Source organism: Sulfurospirillum multivorans DSM 12446 (assembly GCF_000568815.1).
GTDB lineage: Bacteria > Campylobacterota > Campylobacteria > Campylobacterales > Sulfurospirillaceae > Sulfurospirillum > Sulfurospirillum multivorans.
The window spans coordinates 2894975-2912953 of record NZ_CP007201.1 but is presented as its reverse complement, the minus strand read 5'-3'; the positions used below and the strand labels follow the sequence as shown (position 1 = coordinate 2912953).

At 36.6% G+C, this 17979-nt stretch carries 16 protein-coding genes and 1 pseudogene; 9 read left to right on the top strand and 8 right to left on the bottom strand.

Features of this window, described 5'->3' with window-relative positions:
* Nucleotides 1–2 precede the first annotated feature (2 nt).
* From SMUL_RS15090 to SMUL_RS15075, 4 genes are read left to right on the top strand one after another with little or no spacing between them, the layout of a single operon-like run.
* Nucleotides 3–797 (top strand): TorD/DmsD family molecular chaperone, encoded by a 795-nt coding sequence (locus tag SMUL_RS15090; protein WP_084613146.1) that lies wholly within the window; start codon nt 3–5, stop codon nt 795–797.
* A 52-nt stretch (nt 798–849) separates the two neighbouring features.
* Complete coding sequence (locus SMUL_RS15085) at nt 850–1482, top strand: 4Fe-4S dicluster domain-containing protein (protein WP_025346084.1); 633 nt, start codon at nt 850–852, stop codon at nt 1480–1482.
* On the top strand, nt 1479–2324 hold the full coding sequence (locus SMUL_RS15080; protein WP_025346083.1) for a 4Fe-4S binding protein: 846 nt from the start codon (nt 1479–1481) through the stop codon (nt 2322–2324). The genes SMUL_RS15085 and SMUL_RS15080 overlap by 4 nt, the downstream gene beginning before the upstream one ends.
* A gap of 11 nt (nt 2325–2335) precedes the next feature.
* Nucleotides 2336–3406 carry a 4Fe-4S binding protein gene (locus tag SMUL_RS15075; RefSeq protein ID WP_025346082.1) on the top strand — a complete coding sequence of 357 codons (1071 nt, stop codon included), beginning with the start codon at nt 2336–2338 and terminating at the stop codon, nt 3404–3406.
* Between the two features lie 40 nt (nt 3407–3446).
* Here SMUL_RS15075 and SMUL_RS15070 read toward each other — a convergent pair whose 3' ends face one another.
* Entirely contained in the window at nt 3447–3755 is a 309-nt protein-coding gene (locus SMUL_RS15070) for an IS3 family transposase (protein ID WP_025346081.1), read from the bottom strand.
* A 686-nt stretch (nt 3756–4441) separates the two neighbouring features.
* Between SMUL_RS15070 and SMUL_RS15065 the strand changes: the two genes are divergently transcribed.
* The 3 genes from SMUL_RS15065 to SMUL_RS15055 all read left to right on the top strand — a co-directional run bounded on the left by SMUL_RS15065 (nt 4442) and on the right by SMUL_RS15055 (nt 8628).
* The gene (locus SMUL_RS15065; RefSeq protein WP_025346080.1) at nt 4442–5683 is read left to right on the top strand and encodes an OprD family outer membrane porin; all 1242 of its coding nucleotides are present in this window, start codon (nt 4442–4444) and stop codon (nt 5681–5683) included.
* A gap of 342 nt (nt 5684–6025) precedes the next feature.
* The gene (locus tag SMUL_RS15060; RefSeq protein ID WP_025346079.1) at nt 6026–7162 is read left to right on the top strand and encodes a tyrosine-type recombinase/integrase; all 1137 of its coding nucleotides are present in this window, start codon (nt 6026–6028) and stop codon (nt 7160–7162) included.
* 338 nt (nt 7163–7500) lie between these two features.
* A complete protein-coding gene (locus SMUL_RS15055) occupies nt 7501–8628 on the top strand; it encodes a Fic family protein (protein WP_025346078.1) in 1128 nt (375 codons plus the stop codon).
* Between the two features lie 682 nt (nt 8629–9310).
* Here the strand turns inward: SMUL_RS15055 and SMUL_RS15050 are convergent.
* From SMUL_RS15050 to SMUL_RS15030, 5 genes are all read right to left on the bottom strand, one after another.
* Nucleotides 9311–9601, bottom strand: coding sequence for a ferredoxin family protein (locus tag SMUL_RS15050; protein WP_025346077.1), 291 nt, complete (start codon nt 9599–9601; stop codon nt 9311–9313).
* Between the two features lie 12 nt (nt 9602–9613).
* Nucleotides 9614–10909, bottom strand: coding sequence for an FAD-dependent oxidoreductase (locus SMUL_RS15045; RefSeq protein ID WP_025346076.1), 1296 nt, complete (start codon nt 10907–10909; stop codon nt 9614–9616).
* 64 nt (nt 10910–10973) lie between these two features.
* Nucleotides 10974–12446, bottom strand: coding sequence for an FAD-dependent oxidoreductase (locus SMUL_RS15040; RefSeq protein WP_025346075.1), 1473 nt, complete (start codon nt 12444–12446; stop codon nt 10974–10976).
* A gap of 12 nt (nt 12447–12458) precedes the next feature.
* The gene (locus SMUL_RS15035; protein ID WP_025346074.1) at nt 12459–13352 is read right to left on the bottom strand and encodes an electron transfer flavoprotein subunit alpha/FixB family protein; all 894 of its coding nucleotides are present in this window, start codon (nt 13350–13352) and stop codon (nt 12459–12461) included.
* Nucleotides 13352–13996 carry an electron transfer flavoprotein subunit beta/FixA family protein gene (locus SMUL_RS15030; RefSeq protein WP_025346073.1) on the bottom strand — a complete coding sequence of 215 codons (645 nt, stop codon included), beginning with the start codon at nt 13994–13996 and terminating at the stop codon, nt 13352–13354. The genes SMUL_RS15035 and SMUL_RS15030 overlap by 1 nt, the downstream gene beginning before the upstream one ends.
* A 219-nt stretch (nt 13997–14215) precedes the next feature.
* Here SMUL_RS15030 and istA point away from each other — a divergent pair, with 219 nt between their 5' ends.
* On the top strand, nt 14216–15304 hold the full coding sequence (gene istA / locus SMUL_RS15025) for an IS21 family transposase (RefSeq protein ID WP_169730533.1): 1089 nt from the start codon (nt 14216–14218) through the stop codon (nt 15302–15304).
* A pseudogene (gene istB, locus SMUL_RS15020) lies at nt 15295–16107 on the top strand (IS21-like element helper ATPase IstB). The gene istA and the pseudogene istB overlap by 10 nt, the downstream one beginning before the upstream one ends.
* A gap of 19 nt (nt 16108–16126) precedes the next feature.
* Here the strand turns inward: istB and SMUL_RS15015 are convergent.
* The gene (locus tag SMUL_RS15015; protein ID WP_025346071.1) at nt 16127–16411 is read right to left on the bottom strand and encodes a 2-hydroxyacyl-CoA dehydratase family protein; all 285 of its coding nucleotides are present in this window, start codon (nt 16409–16411) and stop codon (nt 16127–16129) included.
* Nucleotides 16412–16544: 133 nt separating this feature from the next.
* Nucleotides 16545–17795, bottom strand: coding sequence for an OprD family porin (locus SMUL_RS16845; protein ID WP_025346070.1), 1251 nt, complete (start codon nt 17793–17795; stop codon nt 16545–16547).
* Nucleotides 17796–17979: the final 184 nt, after the last annotated feature.

Here is a 17979-nt window from a genome sequence, read left to right as displayed (position 1 = left end):
TGATGAGAGAGGTTTTAGCCTCTCTCATTCGTTTAACATCGCTTCATAATCTTACTAGCATTGGAAAACAGATGAATCAATTAACTGAAATTATAACCTTAATGGAAAATCGCGAAAATATGTACCAATTTTTGGGTCGAATATACAAGCTCGAAGTAGACAAAACATTGTTAGATCACATGTCACACATGCACTTTTCAAAAGAGTGTAGCGGCAGTGAAAGTGAACTGGCTGAGGGATACCAACTGTTTGAGGACTATTTTAAACAACCAAAAATAGACGTATTAACCGAACTTGCAGTTGACTATGCGGCTGTTTTTTTAGGTGCTGGCATTGCCGATGGTACGGTTGCGTATCCGTATGAGTCTGTGTACACCAGTCCTGAGCGACTCATTATGCAAGATGCCAGAGATAAGGTGCTTGCCCTTTACCGTGAGAAAGGTTTGGATAAAGATGAAGCTTTGGATATTCCTGAGGATCATGTCGGTCTTGAGCTGGAATTTATGGCATATTTATGCCATGAAGCCAAAGAGGCTTTCATTTTAAAGGATTGGTCTTCGGTTGCTGTGTCACTTCAGATACAAAAAGAGTTTTTAGAACAGCACCTGCTTAATTGGATGAGCGAATTTTGTGCCGACATTCAAAAATGTGCACACGTTGATTTCTACAAAGCGATTGGCAAAATAACCCATGGATATTTAAACTTGGATACGCTCATGATCCAGTATTTGAGCGAAACGATGGTGTCAAGCAATAATGAAATGGGTATCGAAAATAGCACAAAAGATGCATCGTAATCGATCTTTTAGAATGAAGCGTGATCTATTCTAAGAAAAGAGTGAAACCAGAATGAAACAGAATGAATTGTATACGGAAAAAAATACCACCAAAGCTTCAAAAAGCTTTCAGCGTCGCTCATTCCTCTCAGCAAGCGCAGGTATTGTCGTCATGCTTGGTCTTGGGTTTGTTGGAGCACAGAGTAAAACGCAAAAGTTGCTTCGTCCTCCAGGCGGGCAAAATGAAGATGCGTTTAGGGCAAAATGTATCAAATGTGATCGTTGTAGAAGCGTGTGCCACACGTCTGTCATTGGTGTTGCTCCCATTGAAGAGGGATTTATTACTGCGCGAACGCCTGTGATGAAGTTTCACCTCGGGTTTTGTGATTTTTGTAACCAATGTGTTGAGGTCTGTCCCACACAAGCCCTAGAGCCTTTTGATAAACAAACGGTTAAAATTGGACTAGCAACCCTCACCGACACCTGTATTGCCCTCAACTATGGCGGCTGTACACTCTGTTTTGAAGCATGCGAATATAAAGCGATTTCGTTAGATGATCAAAAACGACCTATCATTGATGCTGATAAATGCAATGGATGTGGCGTTTGTGAAAAAATATGCCCAGCCCTTGTTTTAAGATCGTATATCGGCGGAACAGTGCGTGGTATCGAAGTGAGACCCATAGTAAAAGAGGCAATCATATGAAAAAAATTAAAGCATCAACCCTTCGTACCCTGACGATTTTAGCGTTTGTACTGTTGGTGATCATCGGTTTGGCTTTCCACACAGGCACGGGAACTATTTCTGCGTTTGGGTATCAAACGATCTCCGCCATTTGTCCTTTGGGCTCTCTTGAAGCGCAATTAGCCAGCAGAACATTCATACCTCAGGTAGTGATTTCTTTGGCGGTATTTGTGTTGATTACCATCCTTTTTGGTCGTATTTTTTGCGCTTGGGCATGCCCTGTTCCTCTGTTTCGCAAATGGTTTCCTAAAAATAATCCAAAAATAGACCCTGCGGAAAAAGAGCTACACACTTCCTCTGCAAAAATTTCAAAGACGGTAGATACCAGTTATTTTGTATTAGGTGGCGCTTTGACATCAAGCTTTATCTTTGGGTTTCCTGTCTTTTGTTTGATTTGTCCTGTGGGGTTAACCTTTGCGGTATTGATTGGTGCTTGGCGATTGATACAGTTTAATGAACCAACATGGTCGCTGCTTATCTTTCCTGTGATCTTGGTGTTAGAGTTGGTATTTTATCGGTACTCTTGCAGCAAATTTTGCCCTTTAGGTGCACTGATCTCTTTGGTAAGCCGTTTAAATATTTTTACACGTCCCAAAATTGATCCAACGAAATGTCTGCAAACCAGTAAAGGAATTGAGTGTAAGCTGTGCAAAAGTGTCTGCAATGAGGCGATTGATCTGCATGAACCAGCCAAGGCTTCAACCCTTTCGAGGTGTACAAAGTGTCGTGACTGTGCGGATGTGTGTCCAATGAGTGCGATCAAATTTCCTTTTTTTAGTCAAAAAAAAGATAAGCCCCTTTAAGGCAAAATGCAATGGTAAAAGACAAGAGGTTAGAAAATACAGGGGTGAGCATTGCGCAAGAGCAGTGTACACGCTATTTGCATAAAGCCTCAACGTGCCAATGTTGCAGTGAAGCGTGTCCAACAGGTGCTATAACGCTCACCCTAAATCATCCTATTTACGATGCTGCGCTTTGTCTTCAATGTGGAGCGTGTGCGAGTGTTTGTCCAATGGGTGTTATCGAAGTTCTAACGCCAAGTGATGCACAACTTGAAGAAGAAATGATCGCTAGGGCTGGTTTGAATGCGAAAATTATCTTTACATGTAAAGAATCTGAAACGAAGTCTGAAGGTGCAATTTCTCTCAACTGCCTTGCACGGCTTGAGCCTTCTTTGCTTCTTCTTGCCTTTGCAAAAGGTGCATCGGAAATTAAACTGATCTCAGGAGAGTGCCACAAATGCGCTCTTAACCATACGTTGCCTTCCATTCACAAAACGATTGAAATGACACAAAAATATGCTGATCTGTGCACGGTTCATACCCCAATTACATGGGAATGCGTACAGAATATGTCAGATAATAATCTTACATGTAAAGATCATTCGCGTAGAACATTTTTTTTAAAACTGTTTCGTCAAAAACGTGTGGAACCATTGGTAGAAACGGCAAAGATCACACATAACACTACAAAATTACCCGTACCCAAAAAGCATCAACGGGTTATTCAGTCTTTACAACTATTGGCGGGGAAAATACCTTTGACTCGCAGCGATGATACTTTATTTCTATCTCCAACCATCGATATGACGCAGTGCATCGGATGCACTATCTGCGCCAATGTCTGCCCAACGGGAGCCCTTGAAACAGATACCAGCGAGGAGAATTTGAGGATTACATGTAAACGTTCACGCTGCGTTGCATGCCATTTATGCGTGGATGTTTGCTTTAAAAAGGCTATCACGCTTGATGCTTACACTGATCTTCATTCGATTTTCACAGCGGAACATTCTCTTTTGTATGAACGTCAAAAGAGTGAAGATGTTTTGCCCTTTGTTGCTGAAAAAATGAGTAAACTTTTGGGGGCGAAAATTTACAGTACCTAGTGCATTTGTCAAGAAAATCTTAGAGCGTGGAAAAGAAGTATTATAAATCTAAATCTTTGAGTTTTTCAATCGCATAATCCCTTTCAGACGCTAAAGAGGATAATTTGGAGGCAAGTTTTTCATTCTCTTTTTTGAGCTTGGCAAGTTCGGCTTTGGAAGATTTGGTTGAATTATTAGCTTCAAAAGCAAGCGCGGCATTGTCTAAAAAGAGTTGTTTCCAATTGAGAATGTTTTTAGATGTAATCGTATACTTAGCGGCTAATTGTGAAATGGTTAGTTCCCCTTTAAGTGCTTCAAGAACAACCAGCGTTTTAAACTCAGTTGTAAAAGATGAACGTTTTTTGCGCATAATCACTTCCCTTATAAAACGTGAACCTCAAACCTTACATGTAAAATAAGATTGATAGAATAATCATACCAAACTTTCAATCATGTTACATACTTCGCATAGCCCAAAATAGAAGCATCAAAGAACAACAAAAATCACGTCATTGAATAAGATTAACTATTTCACTCATTTTAACACTAAAAAATATAAAAATATTAAAAATAATTAATTAATTTTATACATTTATATTTTTTGAGAATAGTTTTAATAGATAAGTTATTTATTCTTAAAAAAGTAGCTATATACTGAAATATATTAAAATTAAAAAGAATATAAAAATATATATAATAGTCTTGATAAAAGGTGGCAATGAATCTTATAATGATACAGATGAATCGATAAATCTAAACAGAAATAAATCATTATTATATCTGTTTGTAAAAGAATCTTATGGTCATGGGATTCTTGGGTAACGATAGGAAAAGCGTGAATTTGGATTTCACAGAGGAAGGATTCAAAAATGGATATGACTGAAAAAATCTCGTTACAAACGGTTGAGATGTAAGTAGCGTATAGTTTTAGTTTGGCAATATTTAGTGTGTTGCTATTCCATTTTGTATCTTAAGCGGGTAATTTTAACAACGGTGATGAATAAGGATCTTAATATGTTTACCTTGTTCTTCTAAAAGGTTTTTTAAGGAGATAATATGAAATTAGCTAAACTTAGTTTGGTAACGATCGTTGTTGCTGGTTTAACCACTAGCTCATTTGCAGCAGATACACTGGCGGATGCTTTTAAAAATGGAAAGATTAATGGAGAGATTAAGGCGTACTATTTTGACAGAGAAGGTTCGCCAAATTTAAGTACTGCCGCAACCGAAAAAATTAATTCTGACATTTTCACAACAGGTATTATGCTTCATTATAATACGGATGCCTTCTACGGCTTTAAATTGGGTGCGACGATGCAATCAAGCAGTTCGCCTTTTGCTGATGGTGCTATTGGCACTGCGGGTACGGCAAAAGATGATTTTAAAAATGAGATGTATGGTTCTGGCACAGTATTATCAGAAGCCTATATAGAGTATACACTTGATAAGACATCTGTTAAAGTGGGTCGCCAATTTATTAACACTCCTTTAGTTGCAGGTAGCCCTTCACGTATTATTTTGCAATCCTTTGAAGGGGCTATGCTTACCAATACCGATCTTCCTCAAACAACTATCGTTGCAGGTGTTATTACAAAATATCAAGATAGAACAGATTTTGCGGGAAATATTGCGGATTTTCAAAATCTTGATTCCGCTCTTGGTTCCTATGCCTATACACTCCTTGCTATCAATAAATCGCTTTCCAATACAACATTGACAGCGCAGTGGTTAGGCATTAATGGTAATAATACAGCTACAGGCGTAGGTGATTTTTATTATCTAGAAGCTGCTTATGCCAATACATTGGGTGAATATCGATATGGTCTTGCTTTGAACCATGAGTATAAAGTAACTGAAAAGTTGAATGAAGAAGACGGCAAAATGTACGGTGCAAAAGCCAGTTTAGGGTATGGTGATTTTAATACCTACGTTGCGTATACTACCATTACCAAAGATGGTGATATCAAAGGTAATTCAATGGGCGGTGGTCTTGGTGGTGGCACCCAAACGGTGTTTGCCAAGGGATTACAAAATAAACCAGGCACCTTTACCAAAGATACGGATGCCTATTCTGTTGATGCAAACTATTTATTTAAAAACATTAATTTCAAATTGGGGGCAAGATACACCGGAGTTGAGGATAATGCAAATGATAAAGAGTATGCCTATACCGATATTTATACGACATATACCTTTGTAGGCGCCCTTAAAGGATTATCGACAGATATTATGTATCAAGATTGGGGAAAAGATGCTGATGGACACGATTTTTGGTTCAAAGCGAATTATAAATTCTAAATCGTAACGATTTCTCTCTTAATGCAGTGATCATAGTATGACTGCATTAAGAATTTTTTATCGAAATAAATTCTTAAGCCGCACCCTGAGTTTTTTAACAGTAGTAAAAAGAAGTTGAAAAGTTTATTTGAAAGTCCCTAAAATATGGATGGTGCGGATAAGAAGACTCGAACTTCCATACCTTGCGGTACCAGATCCTAAGTCTTATTTATGGCACTAATACTATCCATTGTAGTGGCGATTAACGCCTAAAAATAGGCATTTAAATACTTTTGTATTAATATTATTTTATATCATTATGATATAATAGCCGTCACCTATACCGTCACCCAATGGAGATTAATGTCATTAAAAGATAAACTAATCAAGATTGAAAACTATACAGGAATATATTTTAAAAATGATAAAACGTTATTTGATTGCTCGATTGTAACGACAAGTGAACTTCAAAAAAAAGTCAAACCACCGTATACAATAGTTTTAAAATTTTATGAGGGTAAAAAACTCAAGTTAGAACAAATACATATTGCAGATGCTAGACATACAATGAAACGAGTTTGTGATGAGTTACAAGCTAAAAGAGATACTGTTCAAATAGAAAAAAGTTTTAAATCCATCAGACCGCTAAAAATGACCTTTAAAGAGTTATTTGATGAAGTTGACAAGGAAACTATTGTTTCCTCAAAATGGAAGTATGTTAGAAAGACATATGTTAATAAACATTTAGTAGTATTATTTGATAAATCAATCGACGAAATTGAAGTTGGTTATCTTCAAACTCTTTATAATGACATTCTTAGAAGTGTAGATAAACCTCGTACAGCGCATACGGCAAAACAAATTCTTAGCGCGGTTTTTAATTATGCAATCAAACGTAAATATATTAAAGAAAACCCAGCAAAAGATATTGAAATTCAAAAATATGATAATCAAGTTTATTTTGCTTTGTCGGATGAAAAAGCTTTAAAGCTTTATGATGTTATTCAAAACCTTTCACCTGTAAATAAAGCAATTTTTGCATTTTTAATTAATGGCCGAAGACGAGGCGAAACATTAAAAATGTGTTGGGAGTATATTGATTTTGAAAATAAAATTTATGCTACACCTGACACTATTACAAAAGCAGACAAAAGTTTTAGTTATCCTTTAACTGAAGATATTGCTATTGCGCTTCAAGAATTAGGTCCCCAAACAAGTGGATATATTTTCCCAAGTGAGCAAGGTGAACATCGCAAAGATATTCGAACAATTTGGGAAAAAATTAAAAAAACTGTGGGTGCAGAGAAAATGCGTTTGCATGATATGCGACATCTTATAGGATATCGTGCCTCAAAAGCACAATTACCACTGCACATAATTTCTAAAACGTTAGGACATAGGTCTATTCAAACTACAATGAGATATGCCAATGTTGACACTGATATGGTTGCCAATTTATTAAGTGTTGTCAAAAATACTTCTAATTCAGACAAGAAGTAGCATATGAATATAGGAAAATTCTATATTTCTTGAGGTTTAGAAGGCTTAAAAATTGGAAAATTCACCTTGTATAATACCTAGATACCAAATGAAGCGCAGATATATATATTTTAAGTCCACTCTATATTTAGGCTTTTGGAATATCGGGTATGGCTAGAATTGCTATTCGTCTAGTATAAGATTAATGAGGAGTTGTATGAGATTATAAATTTGTTCAAAGAAAAAAAATGAAAGGGATAGGGTGGAAGTAACTTTATCATTTGAAACTATTCATAAAATTTATCGCACCATTTATGGTATGATTATGCTATCTAATCAAACCGCTTTGGAACACAACTATGAAACGATGGATCTGGCAATATGAAAATTATCCACATTTTACCTATCAATTTGAAAAGCTAGAGCATTTACTTCAAAAAATATCAATGGAACAAGGCTATCTCCTAGCACTTTCACAAACATTAAGCCAAGATACCATTCATCAAAGACAATGCGATGCGTTGCTCAATGAAACATTGAGCACTTCTGCTATTGAGGGAGAAATACTCAATCGTGATAGTGTTAAAGCCTCTATTGCTAAGAAATTTGGATTTCAAAATATTGATGATAAGAAGATTATTGATTCAACAGATAATTTAGTTTCAATCCTCATTGATGCCAATACCAACTATGATAAAGATTTAACACTAGAGAGGCTCTTTGGTTGGCATAATGCATTGTTTCCTAAAGGGTATAGTGGGTTACGTAAGATAAATATAGCAACCTTTAGGGGTGAAGATACCATGCAAATTGTAGGTGGACATATCGGAAAAGAAGTTGTCTATTATGAAGCACCACCACGAAAAGATTTAGAAAAAGAGATGCAACACTTTTTAGATTGGTTCAATACTGAAAAACTAAGCCTTATAAAAGCATGTATTGCTCATCTTTGGTTTGTTATTGTTCACCCCTTTGATGATGGCAATGGAAAGATCACACGAGCCATTACAGATTTAGTGCTTTCCAGCATTGAAAACTCTAAAATCTCACGGCTTTACTCGATGTCAAGTACAATTAATGAGAATAAAAAAGCTTACTATTCTGCACTTGAAAATACAACGGTTTATATTCACAAAGAAGAAAACCCATTGGATATTACACTATGGTGTGAATGGTTTTTAAATACCCTCTATCAAGCACTCCTCGATGCCAAAGGAAAGCTTAATCACATTGTCTTTAAAACGAAGTTTTGGGATAAACATAGAGATCAACCACTCAATGCTAGACAGATCAAAGTGTTGAACTTTATTTTAGATATTGGCATAGAGAATTTCAAAGGGAATTTGAGTAAGAAGAAATACATGAGTATTGCCGATACTGCTTCAACAACAGCATCACGAGATATTTCAGAATTGCTAGAGTTCGGGTGTATAGAGCAGATTGAGGGTACGGCTGGGCGGAATATTAGCTATAAAATTGTTCTATAAGTATATTTATATCTTATTGCTCAACAAGTAGGCTTGTAAATATTCTCGAACTTAGTTTGCAACTCTATAGGATGTGAAATTTTTATATGTGGCAACCAATATTTGACGATACTAAAAAGTTTATCCTCATAGGATGTTGTAAAATGAAATGCAGTTTTAGTCACTTTCCCATTCAATTAAAGACTAGAATGCAAATTTTAATTTAAAAATCTATACAGAATTTTGCATTCTGTCTAATAGATAGTGCTCTAGGATGATAAAGCCACTCTTTTTTAAACCCTCGAGTGTTGATACTGATAGAGGTAGTTTATAGATAGTATAACACCTGTGAGGACAAATCTTACACGCCCTAGAATCGCTTCAAAGTACTTAAAACCTATATTCTCTAAATCTTACACCAATACAGTGTCCCCCGTATGGATTTATCCCTCCATATGGGGATTGTTTCATTGCAAAGTGATTCATTGTACCATCATGATTAACCCTTTTTCTTTTCAAAGATCTTATACGCCTCAAATGCAATCTTGCTAATCACCTCTTTAGGATAATGAAGCTCATGGCTTTAAGCCTCTTGTCAGACGAAGTGCAAAATTCTGTATAGATTTTTAAATTAAAATTTGCATTCTAGTCTTTAATTGAATGGGAAAGTGACTAAAACTGCATTTCATTTGACTCTATATATTTAACCTTCTCTAAAAGCGATGCCACATCCACCTTTAGGATAATGCCATTTCAATGAACCAGGAGTAGCGACAGCCAGGCATGTACCGCATTCAAGACATGCTGCGTAAGAGACACCAATAGATCCATCTGTTTCTTCACTGTATACATGAGCTGGGCAAATACGTACAAAAAGTTTACCTACACCCATTTTTTTTGCAATTTCTTGATTCACTTCAATGTGTGATTCTTCTTCATCTAAGTGATAAATGTTACCATTTAATCGTTCAACAATAGATCCAAAATTTGCCATAGTTAATCTCCTTTATAAAGATTTTAAGCCAAAGAAAGCATCTCGTATAAGATTTGTTACTTTAAGGCTAGAGGCTTTAAAAGCACCTAATACTACTGATGTTAAACGTTTTCTTGGTGTTAGATCATGATGAAAAATTCTATAGAAAATATCGGCTAATAATTGCCCGTAATCACCATATAATCTTGATGTTTCAAAAAAAGCTGGAGCATTTTTATATGTTTTCATATCTTGCCCGACCCAATGACTATCAAGTTCCATTCGATACATATTCATGGCACTTTGAGAAAAATCTTTATTTTTAAGAGCATTATCAATTGTTTTAGCAACAGCTAGCGCTGAACCAGCAGCAAAGTCCATTCCTCTGATGGTTAATCCAGTATTCACTGTAAATCCAGCAGCATCACCAACAATAAGTAGTCCAGGTCGTGAGACCTCTTGAGCAACCATAGCAGGGCCATCTTCCATTGTTAAATGGCAACCATATTCTAACAGCTCACCATCAGCAATTAGAGGTGCAATAGCGGGATGTTCTAAAAATTGATCAAAGATAACTGTAGAAGTTAGCCCTTTCTTTTCTATACTCTCAAGTTGTAGAACAACTCCAATGGAAATGGATTCTGAATTTGTGTATAAAAATCCACCACCCGCTACAGATTTGGTACAATCACCAACGATAGCATATGCGACACCCTCATTTCCACGAACACGGAAACGATCTTCTATCACTTTGCGCGGTAATCCAATAACTGATTTGACGCCAACTGCTAAATATTTTGGTAGTTGTTTTGGACGGATACCTTCATCTTGTGCTAAAAATGAGTTCACTCCATCTGCTAAAATTATGACTTTAGCCCGTAACTCATCTTCCCCAGCTTTAACACCAACATATTGATCTCCTTCTTTTAGGAGTGAGTCAACACGAACGCCTGGCATAATCATTACTCCAGCTTCTTCGCATTTTCCTGATAGCCATGCATCTAATTTTACTCGTAAAACTGAAACTGCATTAATAGGGTCTGCAAGGCGTTGGTCCCAATAATCTATATTTACTGCTGATGTTTGATTTAAAAAACTGATTATATTACGTGTGATATGACGTTCAACGGGTGCTTCTTTTAAAAAGTCTGGAAAAATTTCTTCCATAATCCTAGAATAAAAAACACCTCCAGATAAATTTTTAGAGCCAGCTTCTACTCCTCGTTCAATCAATACAACTTCATGCCCTGATTTTGCAAGTTGATATGCGCTTACTAATCCAGCGATACCGCCCCCAACAACAATGACATCGAATATTTCTTCATCCATATTATTAACCTTTTATGAAATTAACATGAGTAAGAATATCTTTTATCCTTACTCATAAAGAAACTTACTTGAGCTTTCCAGATTTAATTTTTTCGCTAATATCATCTGCGGCTAACCACCCAGATGTCAATGCAAATCCATTAGCTGAACCAGGAATTGGCAATGTATAAGATTCACCATATAATCCACCTGCATCACAACCAACAACATATAATCCAGAGATTGGTTCATGATCTGAATTAAGAGCTTCCATATATTCATTGATTTGAAGAGCCCCCATTGTAATCATAATTCCAGTTTCCATTTTAATGGCATAAAATGGGCCTTCTTTTATGGTATGGAGATATTTAGCGCGTTTGTGGAATTTTTTATCTTCACCAGCATCGCAATAATTGTTATACTCATCAACTTCTGCTCTTAAAATAGATGGGGCAATCTTCATTTTTGTTGCAAGTTCTTCAATAGTACCTGCAGATAATACATTTGTTCTATCTTTATCAGTAGCGTCTGCTGCAATTTCATTTGATAAATTGACTAATTTCTCATAATTTCTTACATAGATACCAAGGCCTACATCATTCCCAATATTTACTAAATGGTCAATTGATTCTTTACTAAGAATTGACCAATACATTGCTCCTGGTAAAGATGCAACTACATCTCCTGCGTGACCAAAATTAAGGCCAACTATTTCATTTACAAAACGCTTACCTGTTTGATCAACCCAAAAATAAGGTTGGAAACCTGCAGCATTAGTATGGCTCGTAATAGTTTTGTCTCGCATTAAAGGAAATAATAGACGTGTACCAATATTAGGGTTTTCTATTCCACCCGCTTCAAGTACCATTTTGATACCATCACCAGTATTTCCTTCAGCTCCAACATTGATTAGATCTTTACCAATATTGTATTTAGCGTATTTATCCATCATCTCTGGGTTATTTGCATAACCTCCAGTTCCAACAATAACAGCTTTTGCACCTAATATGACTTCTTGACCATCGGCATCGATCGCTTTAACACCAATAATTTTTCCATTCTCTCTTAAAACCTCTGTTGCTGATGTTGACATAAATAAATCAACGCCGCGTCTTATAGCATCTGCTTCTAAGAGTTCAATAACTCGTGCCACTTCACCTTCTGGTAAGTGCCACGTAACGAGTTCACCTGGTTGATCAGGTGCAGTAATTTCAACATTTTCATAATGTGCACCAATCTCATCACGCATTTTTACAATGGTCGTTGCAGCATTTTCTACAAAACGAGAAATTAAAGCAGGATCTGCTCTCCAATGAGAATAATCCATATAAGTATTAAAAGCTTCTGTTTTACTCACATGAATACCTCTTTTCTCTTGCTCATCAGACTCAAACGCGGCATGGCCTTCAGCAAAAGATGAACTACCTCCAGTAGTTGACCCTTTTTCTAAAACGGCACAAGTGTTACCATTTCTAGCAACTTGGACAGCAGCAGAAAGCCCTGAACCGCCACCACCAATCACTACTACATCATATTCTGCATCAAATTTAATACTCATTTTTTATTCCTTTTATGAATTGAGCACTTTTTTAAGTGCTGGAATGATTTCATATAGATCTCCAACGATTCCATAGTCAGCAGAACGAAAAATCCTTGCTTCTGGATCATTATTAATCGCTACAATAACTTTAGCTCTACGAACACCTTCTAAGTGTTGTGGGGCACCTGAAATACCTATAGCAAAATAAACTCTTGGTGAAGTTGTTTGACCAGAACGACCAATATAGCACTCTTTGGGCAGCCAACTTAAATCATCTGCGATTGGCATAGAACACCCAACTTCAGCACCTATTGCTGAAGCAAAAGAGTTAATTAAAGCAATATCTTCTTTGGCTTTTATACCTCGTCCAAAGGATACAACACGAGATGCTTCTGCTAACCCAGACGTTTCAGAACCTGCACTTGAAATATTAATATCCATTGCATATCCATCACCGTCAAGTGCATTTATTGCTACAGGAGAATTCTCTGAAAGTTCAATATCTTCACCAGCAAAAAATCCTACAATATGGTTTTTACTAGTTAAAGTGTCTAAAACACGTCCATTTAAAGCCATTTGTTCAACAACTACTGTATCGTTCTCTGTAGATATATTTATAATCCCTTGTATGATGACGGCATCCAATGCAATTGCAATAGCACCAGCGATTGCCCTTGCACCAGAAGTTGGACTTGTTAAGACTATTTTAGGAGAAAGCTCTCGAACAGCTTTTGCTACAATATTAGCTTTTGCCTCAGGCAAACATGCTTCTAGAAACAAAACTGAACTAACGCCACTTATTGCTACTTTTTTTGCTAGATCTTTAGAGCCAACAACAATAGCATTCATTTCGCCTAAAGGTTTAGCAATATTAATAAGACCATTAAAAGGTGCTTCATCTGTAATAATAATACAAGTACTCATTACAATACTCCTTCTTTCCGTAATGCATCAATTAATTGAGCAGCAGAATCAGATGGATTACCTTCGAATAAATGTGCATATTTTACTTCAGGTGCACGACTACCACGAGAATCAATCCTATCATCAACTATTATATTTAAATCAGAAAGTAAAATTTTATTTATGGGTCGTTTCCGCGCCATCAACATTTCTTTCATCCCTGGCGTTCTCTTTTCTTCTGATTTAGCAACAAATCCTAAAACTACTGGCGTACTGATAGTGATAGTTTGCTCTTCACTTCCTACATGTCTAGTAGCAATAATCTTATCCCCTTCTATTTTTGCACTCGTAAGCTCCATAATTGATGGCCAACCAAGTGAACCAGCTAATGATACTGGAACACCAGAATAAGACTTAGGATCCCCTATAACAATTACATCAATATCTTTAGTTCTTTTAACTACGGATGCCAAAATTTTACCAATAGTAGCTTGGTCTGTTAAATTAGGAACATCTGCTACGCTAAAAGTTTCTTGAACACCACGCGCAAGGATCCAACTTGCATCTCCATCACCAATAGTTATACCAACAATTTCAGTTTCTGAACCTTCTGCCATAGTTTTCGCAGCATCAAGAGCTGCTGGGTCATCTTCTCCAGCAACCATTTTTGCACCTCTCCAATCAATAGAACCATCTAAGCGTACTGTCGCTGCTTCTGGGTCTCTAGCCCATTTATGTCAAACGAAGTGCTAAACTGGTCAGTAGAAAATGTAATTAAAGAGTTGCATTTTGATTTAAAACCTTAAGAAACCAAGTTAAATTGGTTAAACTCCATTTTCAAATTTTTGGAAAGGAGTTTGGTGTTAAAAAAAGGTGAAATTAAAATGATAAAGAAGTTTTTAGCTGAGGGTTTTAGTAAAAGTGCCATTGCACGAAAGTTAGGTATTTCAAGAGAAACTGTAAGGCGCTATGCCAATCTTCCAGATGATTATATTCCCCATATCAATAGACCTCCTGTGATTAACAGTGTTGATCCTTATTTGCCACATATCGCCAAGATGTTAGAGACGGCAGAGCAGCAGAAAAGTGAAATACCCTTAACCGTCATTTATGAAGAGATTAAGAAGCTTGGATATGATGGAAGTCTAAGGTGGCTTCAACAAGTCATACTAAGATATGAGCTTAGAGCTCGAGCCAAATTAGATGAGCCTATTATACGCTTTGAAACCAAACCAGCCCAGCAGATGCAAGTTGACTGGGTAGAGTTTCCCAAAGATAATTTATCCGCCTTTGTGGCGACGATGGGTTACTCTAGGGCATCTTATGTGGAATATGTTAATAATGAGAAGATTGAGACCTTGATAGGGTGCCATATGAACGCTTTTGCCTACTTTGGTGGTGTTCCTAGGGACTGTCTCTATGACAATATGAAAACGGTTATATTGTCGCGCAATGACTATGGTAAAGGTGATCATAGATTCAATCCCTTGTTTGCTGACTTTGCTAAACATTGTGGATTTAGTATCAAAGTATGTAAACCATATCGTGCTAAGACCAAAGGAAAAGTAGAGAGATTTAACCATTATCTGCGGTATAACTTTCATAATGGATTGAGAGTGAGACTAGCGATGAAACATTACACATTAACGCTTGATAATGCAAATGCGGAAGTTCTAAAATGGTTGGACAATACCGCCAATAAACGCATCCACCAAACGACATTACAGATGCCATTTGAGTTGTTAGCACAGGAGCAGTTACAGCTACTTCCTGTGCCTAAAGCCTATCAAGGAATCCACCCTAAAGCTTTGATTGAAAGTGTAGCTAAAAAATATTCTCCAATCAATTCTCACAAAGACTTGGAAAAATTGTATATCCCCAATAGAGACATTCAATGTTACGATGAGTTTATACCCATGGTTGCAAATATCATCCTTCCTGTTGGATTTTATGGTGGTGCATTATGGAGTTAGATACGTCTATCGATGAGTTATGTAAAGAGCTCAAGCTCTCTATCATAGGCGAAAAATATCATGATATTGCCAGTATGGCAGCTAAAGAGAATTGGCAATATACACAGTTCTTAGAGGAGGTATTACGAGTGGAAGTAGATAATAGACTAGGAAGGTCTAAAAATATGCTGACCAAACTTGCAGGATTCCCCGTTATTAAGACATTAGAGCAGTTTGATTACACTTTCTCCGTTGGTGTGAACCGTAAACAGATTGAAGAACTCTCAAGCCTAATATTTGTTAAAAAGCATGAGAACATCATCCTCTTAGGAGAAAGTGGTGTGGGTAAAACACATCTTGCTATTGCGCTAGCATTAAAAGCGGTGCAACATCGCTATAAGGTAAGATTTACCACCATTAGTGAGCTTTTAAGTAGTGCCAATAGAGCTAAAAAAGAGAAAAAATAGCTTCTTAAATCTATCGCCTCTCCATCGGTTCTTGTTGTTGACGAAATTGGATATTTTAACATGAGCAAAGAAGAAGCCAATCACTTCTTTCAAATTATTTCTAAACGCTATGAAAAAAGCTCCACCATCTTTACATCCAATTTAGTATTCAGTAAATGGGTTCAAGTGTTTGCAGGGGATAAAATAGTCACTACTGCCATATTAGATCGGGTATTACATCACTCACATATCATCAATATTCAAGGAGATAGCTACCGACTTAAAGAGAAGAAACAAACAGGAGTTTTACACTCAGAAATCTATAAGTTTGAAGATAAATCCTCAAACATGGAAGGTCGAAATCAAGAGGTGGTTTAAGTTTCAATTCGCAACTTTTTTACACTATAAACTGACCAGTTCTGCGCTTCGCTTGACAACGTACAAAACTACAGTTTATCTCTGAAAAATCAGATTCAGAATATTCTGTACCTTCACTTCCTGTCGCTCTCATACGATAAGGCATCAAACCTGCAGCAGTAATAAGCTCTTCTGGAATGTAGTGATACATACAGCCGAGTATCTTACCGCCATTCTTTATCCATTCGTCCATAGCAGGATTATGCAAAGAAGTTGCTGCCTCTTTGAATTCATCTAAAATGTGTGAACTAAATTGTGTTTTCACGGGATATCCACTCCTTTATTTTTTTGAGAGAACCCAAGCTACTAGTTAAAGTTAGATGCGCTAGTGCCCGGGAGCAGCCATGATAATGTAAAAAACAACTTGCTACCCCATCATATGAAGTAGCAAAATGCTTTTAGAATTTATACGATAAATATACTTTTGCCACATCAGTAGCTTTATCATTAAGATATCCGTTAGGAAGCACTCCTGGATAAGTGTTTTCTGTCGTTACATGCTCATAATTTGCTTTGATAAAGAAATTTTTATTGTATGGGTATATAACGATTAAACCCGTTCCTGTCACATCGCCCATTAGGCTACTGCTATTGATAGAATTTGGATTACAAAAAGATTTTCCAGCATACGGTACAAATGTCACACCAGCGATTGGAACCATAATTCCACCAACGATAGTATCAGCATTGCCTCGTTGCGCTACTCCAGCACCATTAACCGGCATCGCTGTAAAGAGTAAGTCACTTGTCCCTTTCCCAAGGCCTGCATAAACCTCTCCATCATCCATACTAGATGTAAAAGCCGTTACATAACCCAACTGACCAAGTCCAAGAGGTCCTGTTGCTTTTACACCCCATGCTTGTCCATCTTTGAGAGTAGAACCTAGTGATTTATCTGTTGAAGAAATATATTGAGCAGAGAGAGTATGCTTTGCTAGCACATAATCAGCTTGAAAATAGAGTACATCTTTATCAGAACCTGATGTATATCCATTGATTCCAAGATATTGAGCTTGAAGTGTCAAATTCTCAATAGATTTATTTTTAACATGTACGGTATAAGCACCATCTTGAACTTGATCTTTTACAAATTCTCCAGTATTCCCATCACCATCTGTTTGATTTTGATATTTAGAGATATATCCTGCCATTAATGTTGTATTTGGGAGGTCATTTGGGAGGTCAGAATTAGTTACCATATAGGCTTCAAAGGAGTCTTTTAAAAGAGATTCAGAAGGCTGTCCATCCACAGAAGTACTAACAAGTGGTGTATAGATATATTGTCTACCAACTTTTAAACTTGTATTTGAAATTTTATAATCAAGATACGCCTCAGATAAAACAGAACCTTGAGCATCCAAATCATCTTTAAAGACACTACCCTCATTGTCAATATCGAGTAAATGGGATGTCTGAAATGTTACACCCGCTTTCAAGCCATAATATTGCCCTGTCACTATACCTAAGCTTCCACCAACTGCGCTCACGTTATCAGAACTTGCTTTGCCAAGAAAATTTGAATCCGCGTATTCAGCTTTGATTTCACCTGTTACTTTGGAAGCTTTAAATGCTTCTTCTAAAGTATCTGCACACGTCGAAGTTACAAGCACCATAGAAACCACCAAGCTTAACTTTGCAATTTTAGTCATATACGTCTCCTCTTTTGAAATTTACACCATCAATTAAATGGCAGTTATCAAGTTACTTATTTTGTTGTAACAACTCTCGTCTTAATTACTTCATGCCCAGGGTGTTTTATTAATGACCAATAAGTCATTTATGGAGTAATTCTAATAGCAATTGCATTAAATTAAACTTAAATAAATTGAAATA

Coding starts and splice junctions, on each gene's coding strand:
- SMUL_RS15090 (WP_084613146.1), top strand. CDS start 3: ATGAGAGAGGTTTTAGCCTCTCTCATTCGTTTAACATCGCTTCATAAT.
- SMUL_RS15085 (WP_025346084.1), top strand. CDS start 850: ATGAAACAGAATGAATTGTATACGGAAAAAAATACCACCAAAGCTTCA.
- SMUL_RS15080 (WP_025346083.1), top strand. CDS start 1,479: ATGAAAAAAATTAAAGCATCAACCCTTCGTACCCTGACGATTTTAGCG.
- SMUL_RS15075 (WP_025346082.1), top strand. CDS start 2,336: ATGGTAAAAGACAAGAGGTTAGAAAATACAGGGGTGAGCATTGCGCAA.
- SMUL_RS15070 (WP_025346081.1), bottom strand. CDS start 3,755: ATGCGCAAAAAACGTTCATCTTTTACAACTGAGTTTAAAACGCTGGTT.
- SMUL_RS15065 (WP_025346080.1), top strand. CDS start 4,442: ATGAAATTAGCTAAACTTAGTTTGGTAACGATCGTTGTTGCTGGTTTA.
- SMUL_RS15060 (WP_025346079.1), top strand. CDS start 6,026: ATGTCATTAAAAGATAAACTAATCAAGATTGAAAACTATACAGGAATA.
- SMUL_RS15055 (WP_025346078.1), top strand. CDS start 7,501: ATGAAACGATGGATCTGGCAATATGAAAATTATCCACATTTTACCTAT.
- SMUL_RS15050 (WP_025346077.1), bottom strand. CDS start 9,601: ATGGCAAATTTTGGATCTATTGTTGAACGATTAAATGGTAACATTTAT.
- SMUL_RS15045 (WP_025346076.1), bottom strand. CDS start 10,909: ATGGATGAAGAAATATTCGATGTCATTGTTGTTGGGGGCGGTATCGCT.
- SMUL_RS15040 (WP_025346075.1), bottom strand. CDS start 12,446: ATGAGTATTAAATTTGATGCAGAATATGATGTAGTAGTGATTGGTGGT.
- SMUL_RS15035 (WP_025346074.1), bottom strand. CDS start 13,352: ATGAGTACTTGTATTATTATTACAGATGAAGCACCTTTTAATGGTCTT.
- SMUL_RS15030 (WP_025346073.1), bottom strand. CDS start 13,996: ATGGTTGCTGGAGAAGATGACCCAGCAGCTCTTGATGCTGCGAAAACT.
- istA (WP_169730533.1), top strand. CDS start 14,216: ATGATAAAGAAGTTTTTAGCTGAGGGTTTTAGTAAAAGTGCCATTGCA.
- SMUL_RS16845 (WP_025346070.1), bottom strand. CDS start 17,795: ATGACTAAAATTGCAAAGTTAAGCTTGGTGGTTTCTATGGTGCTTGTA.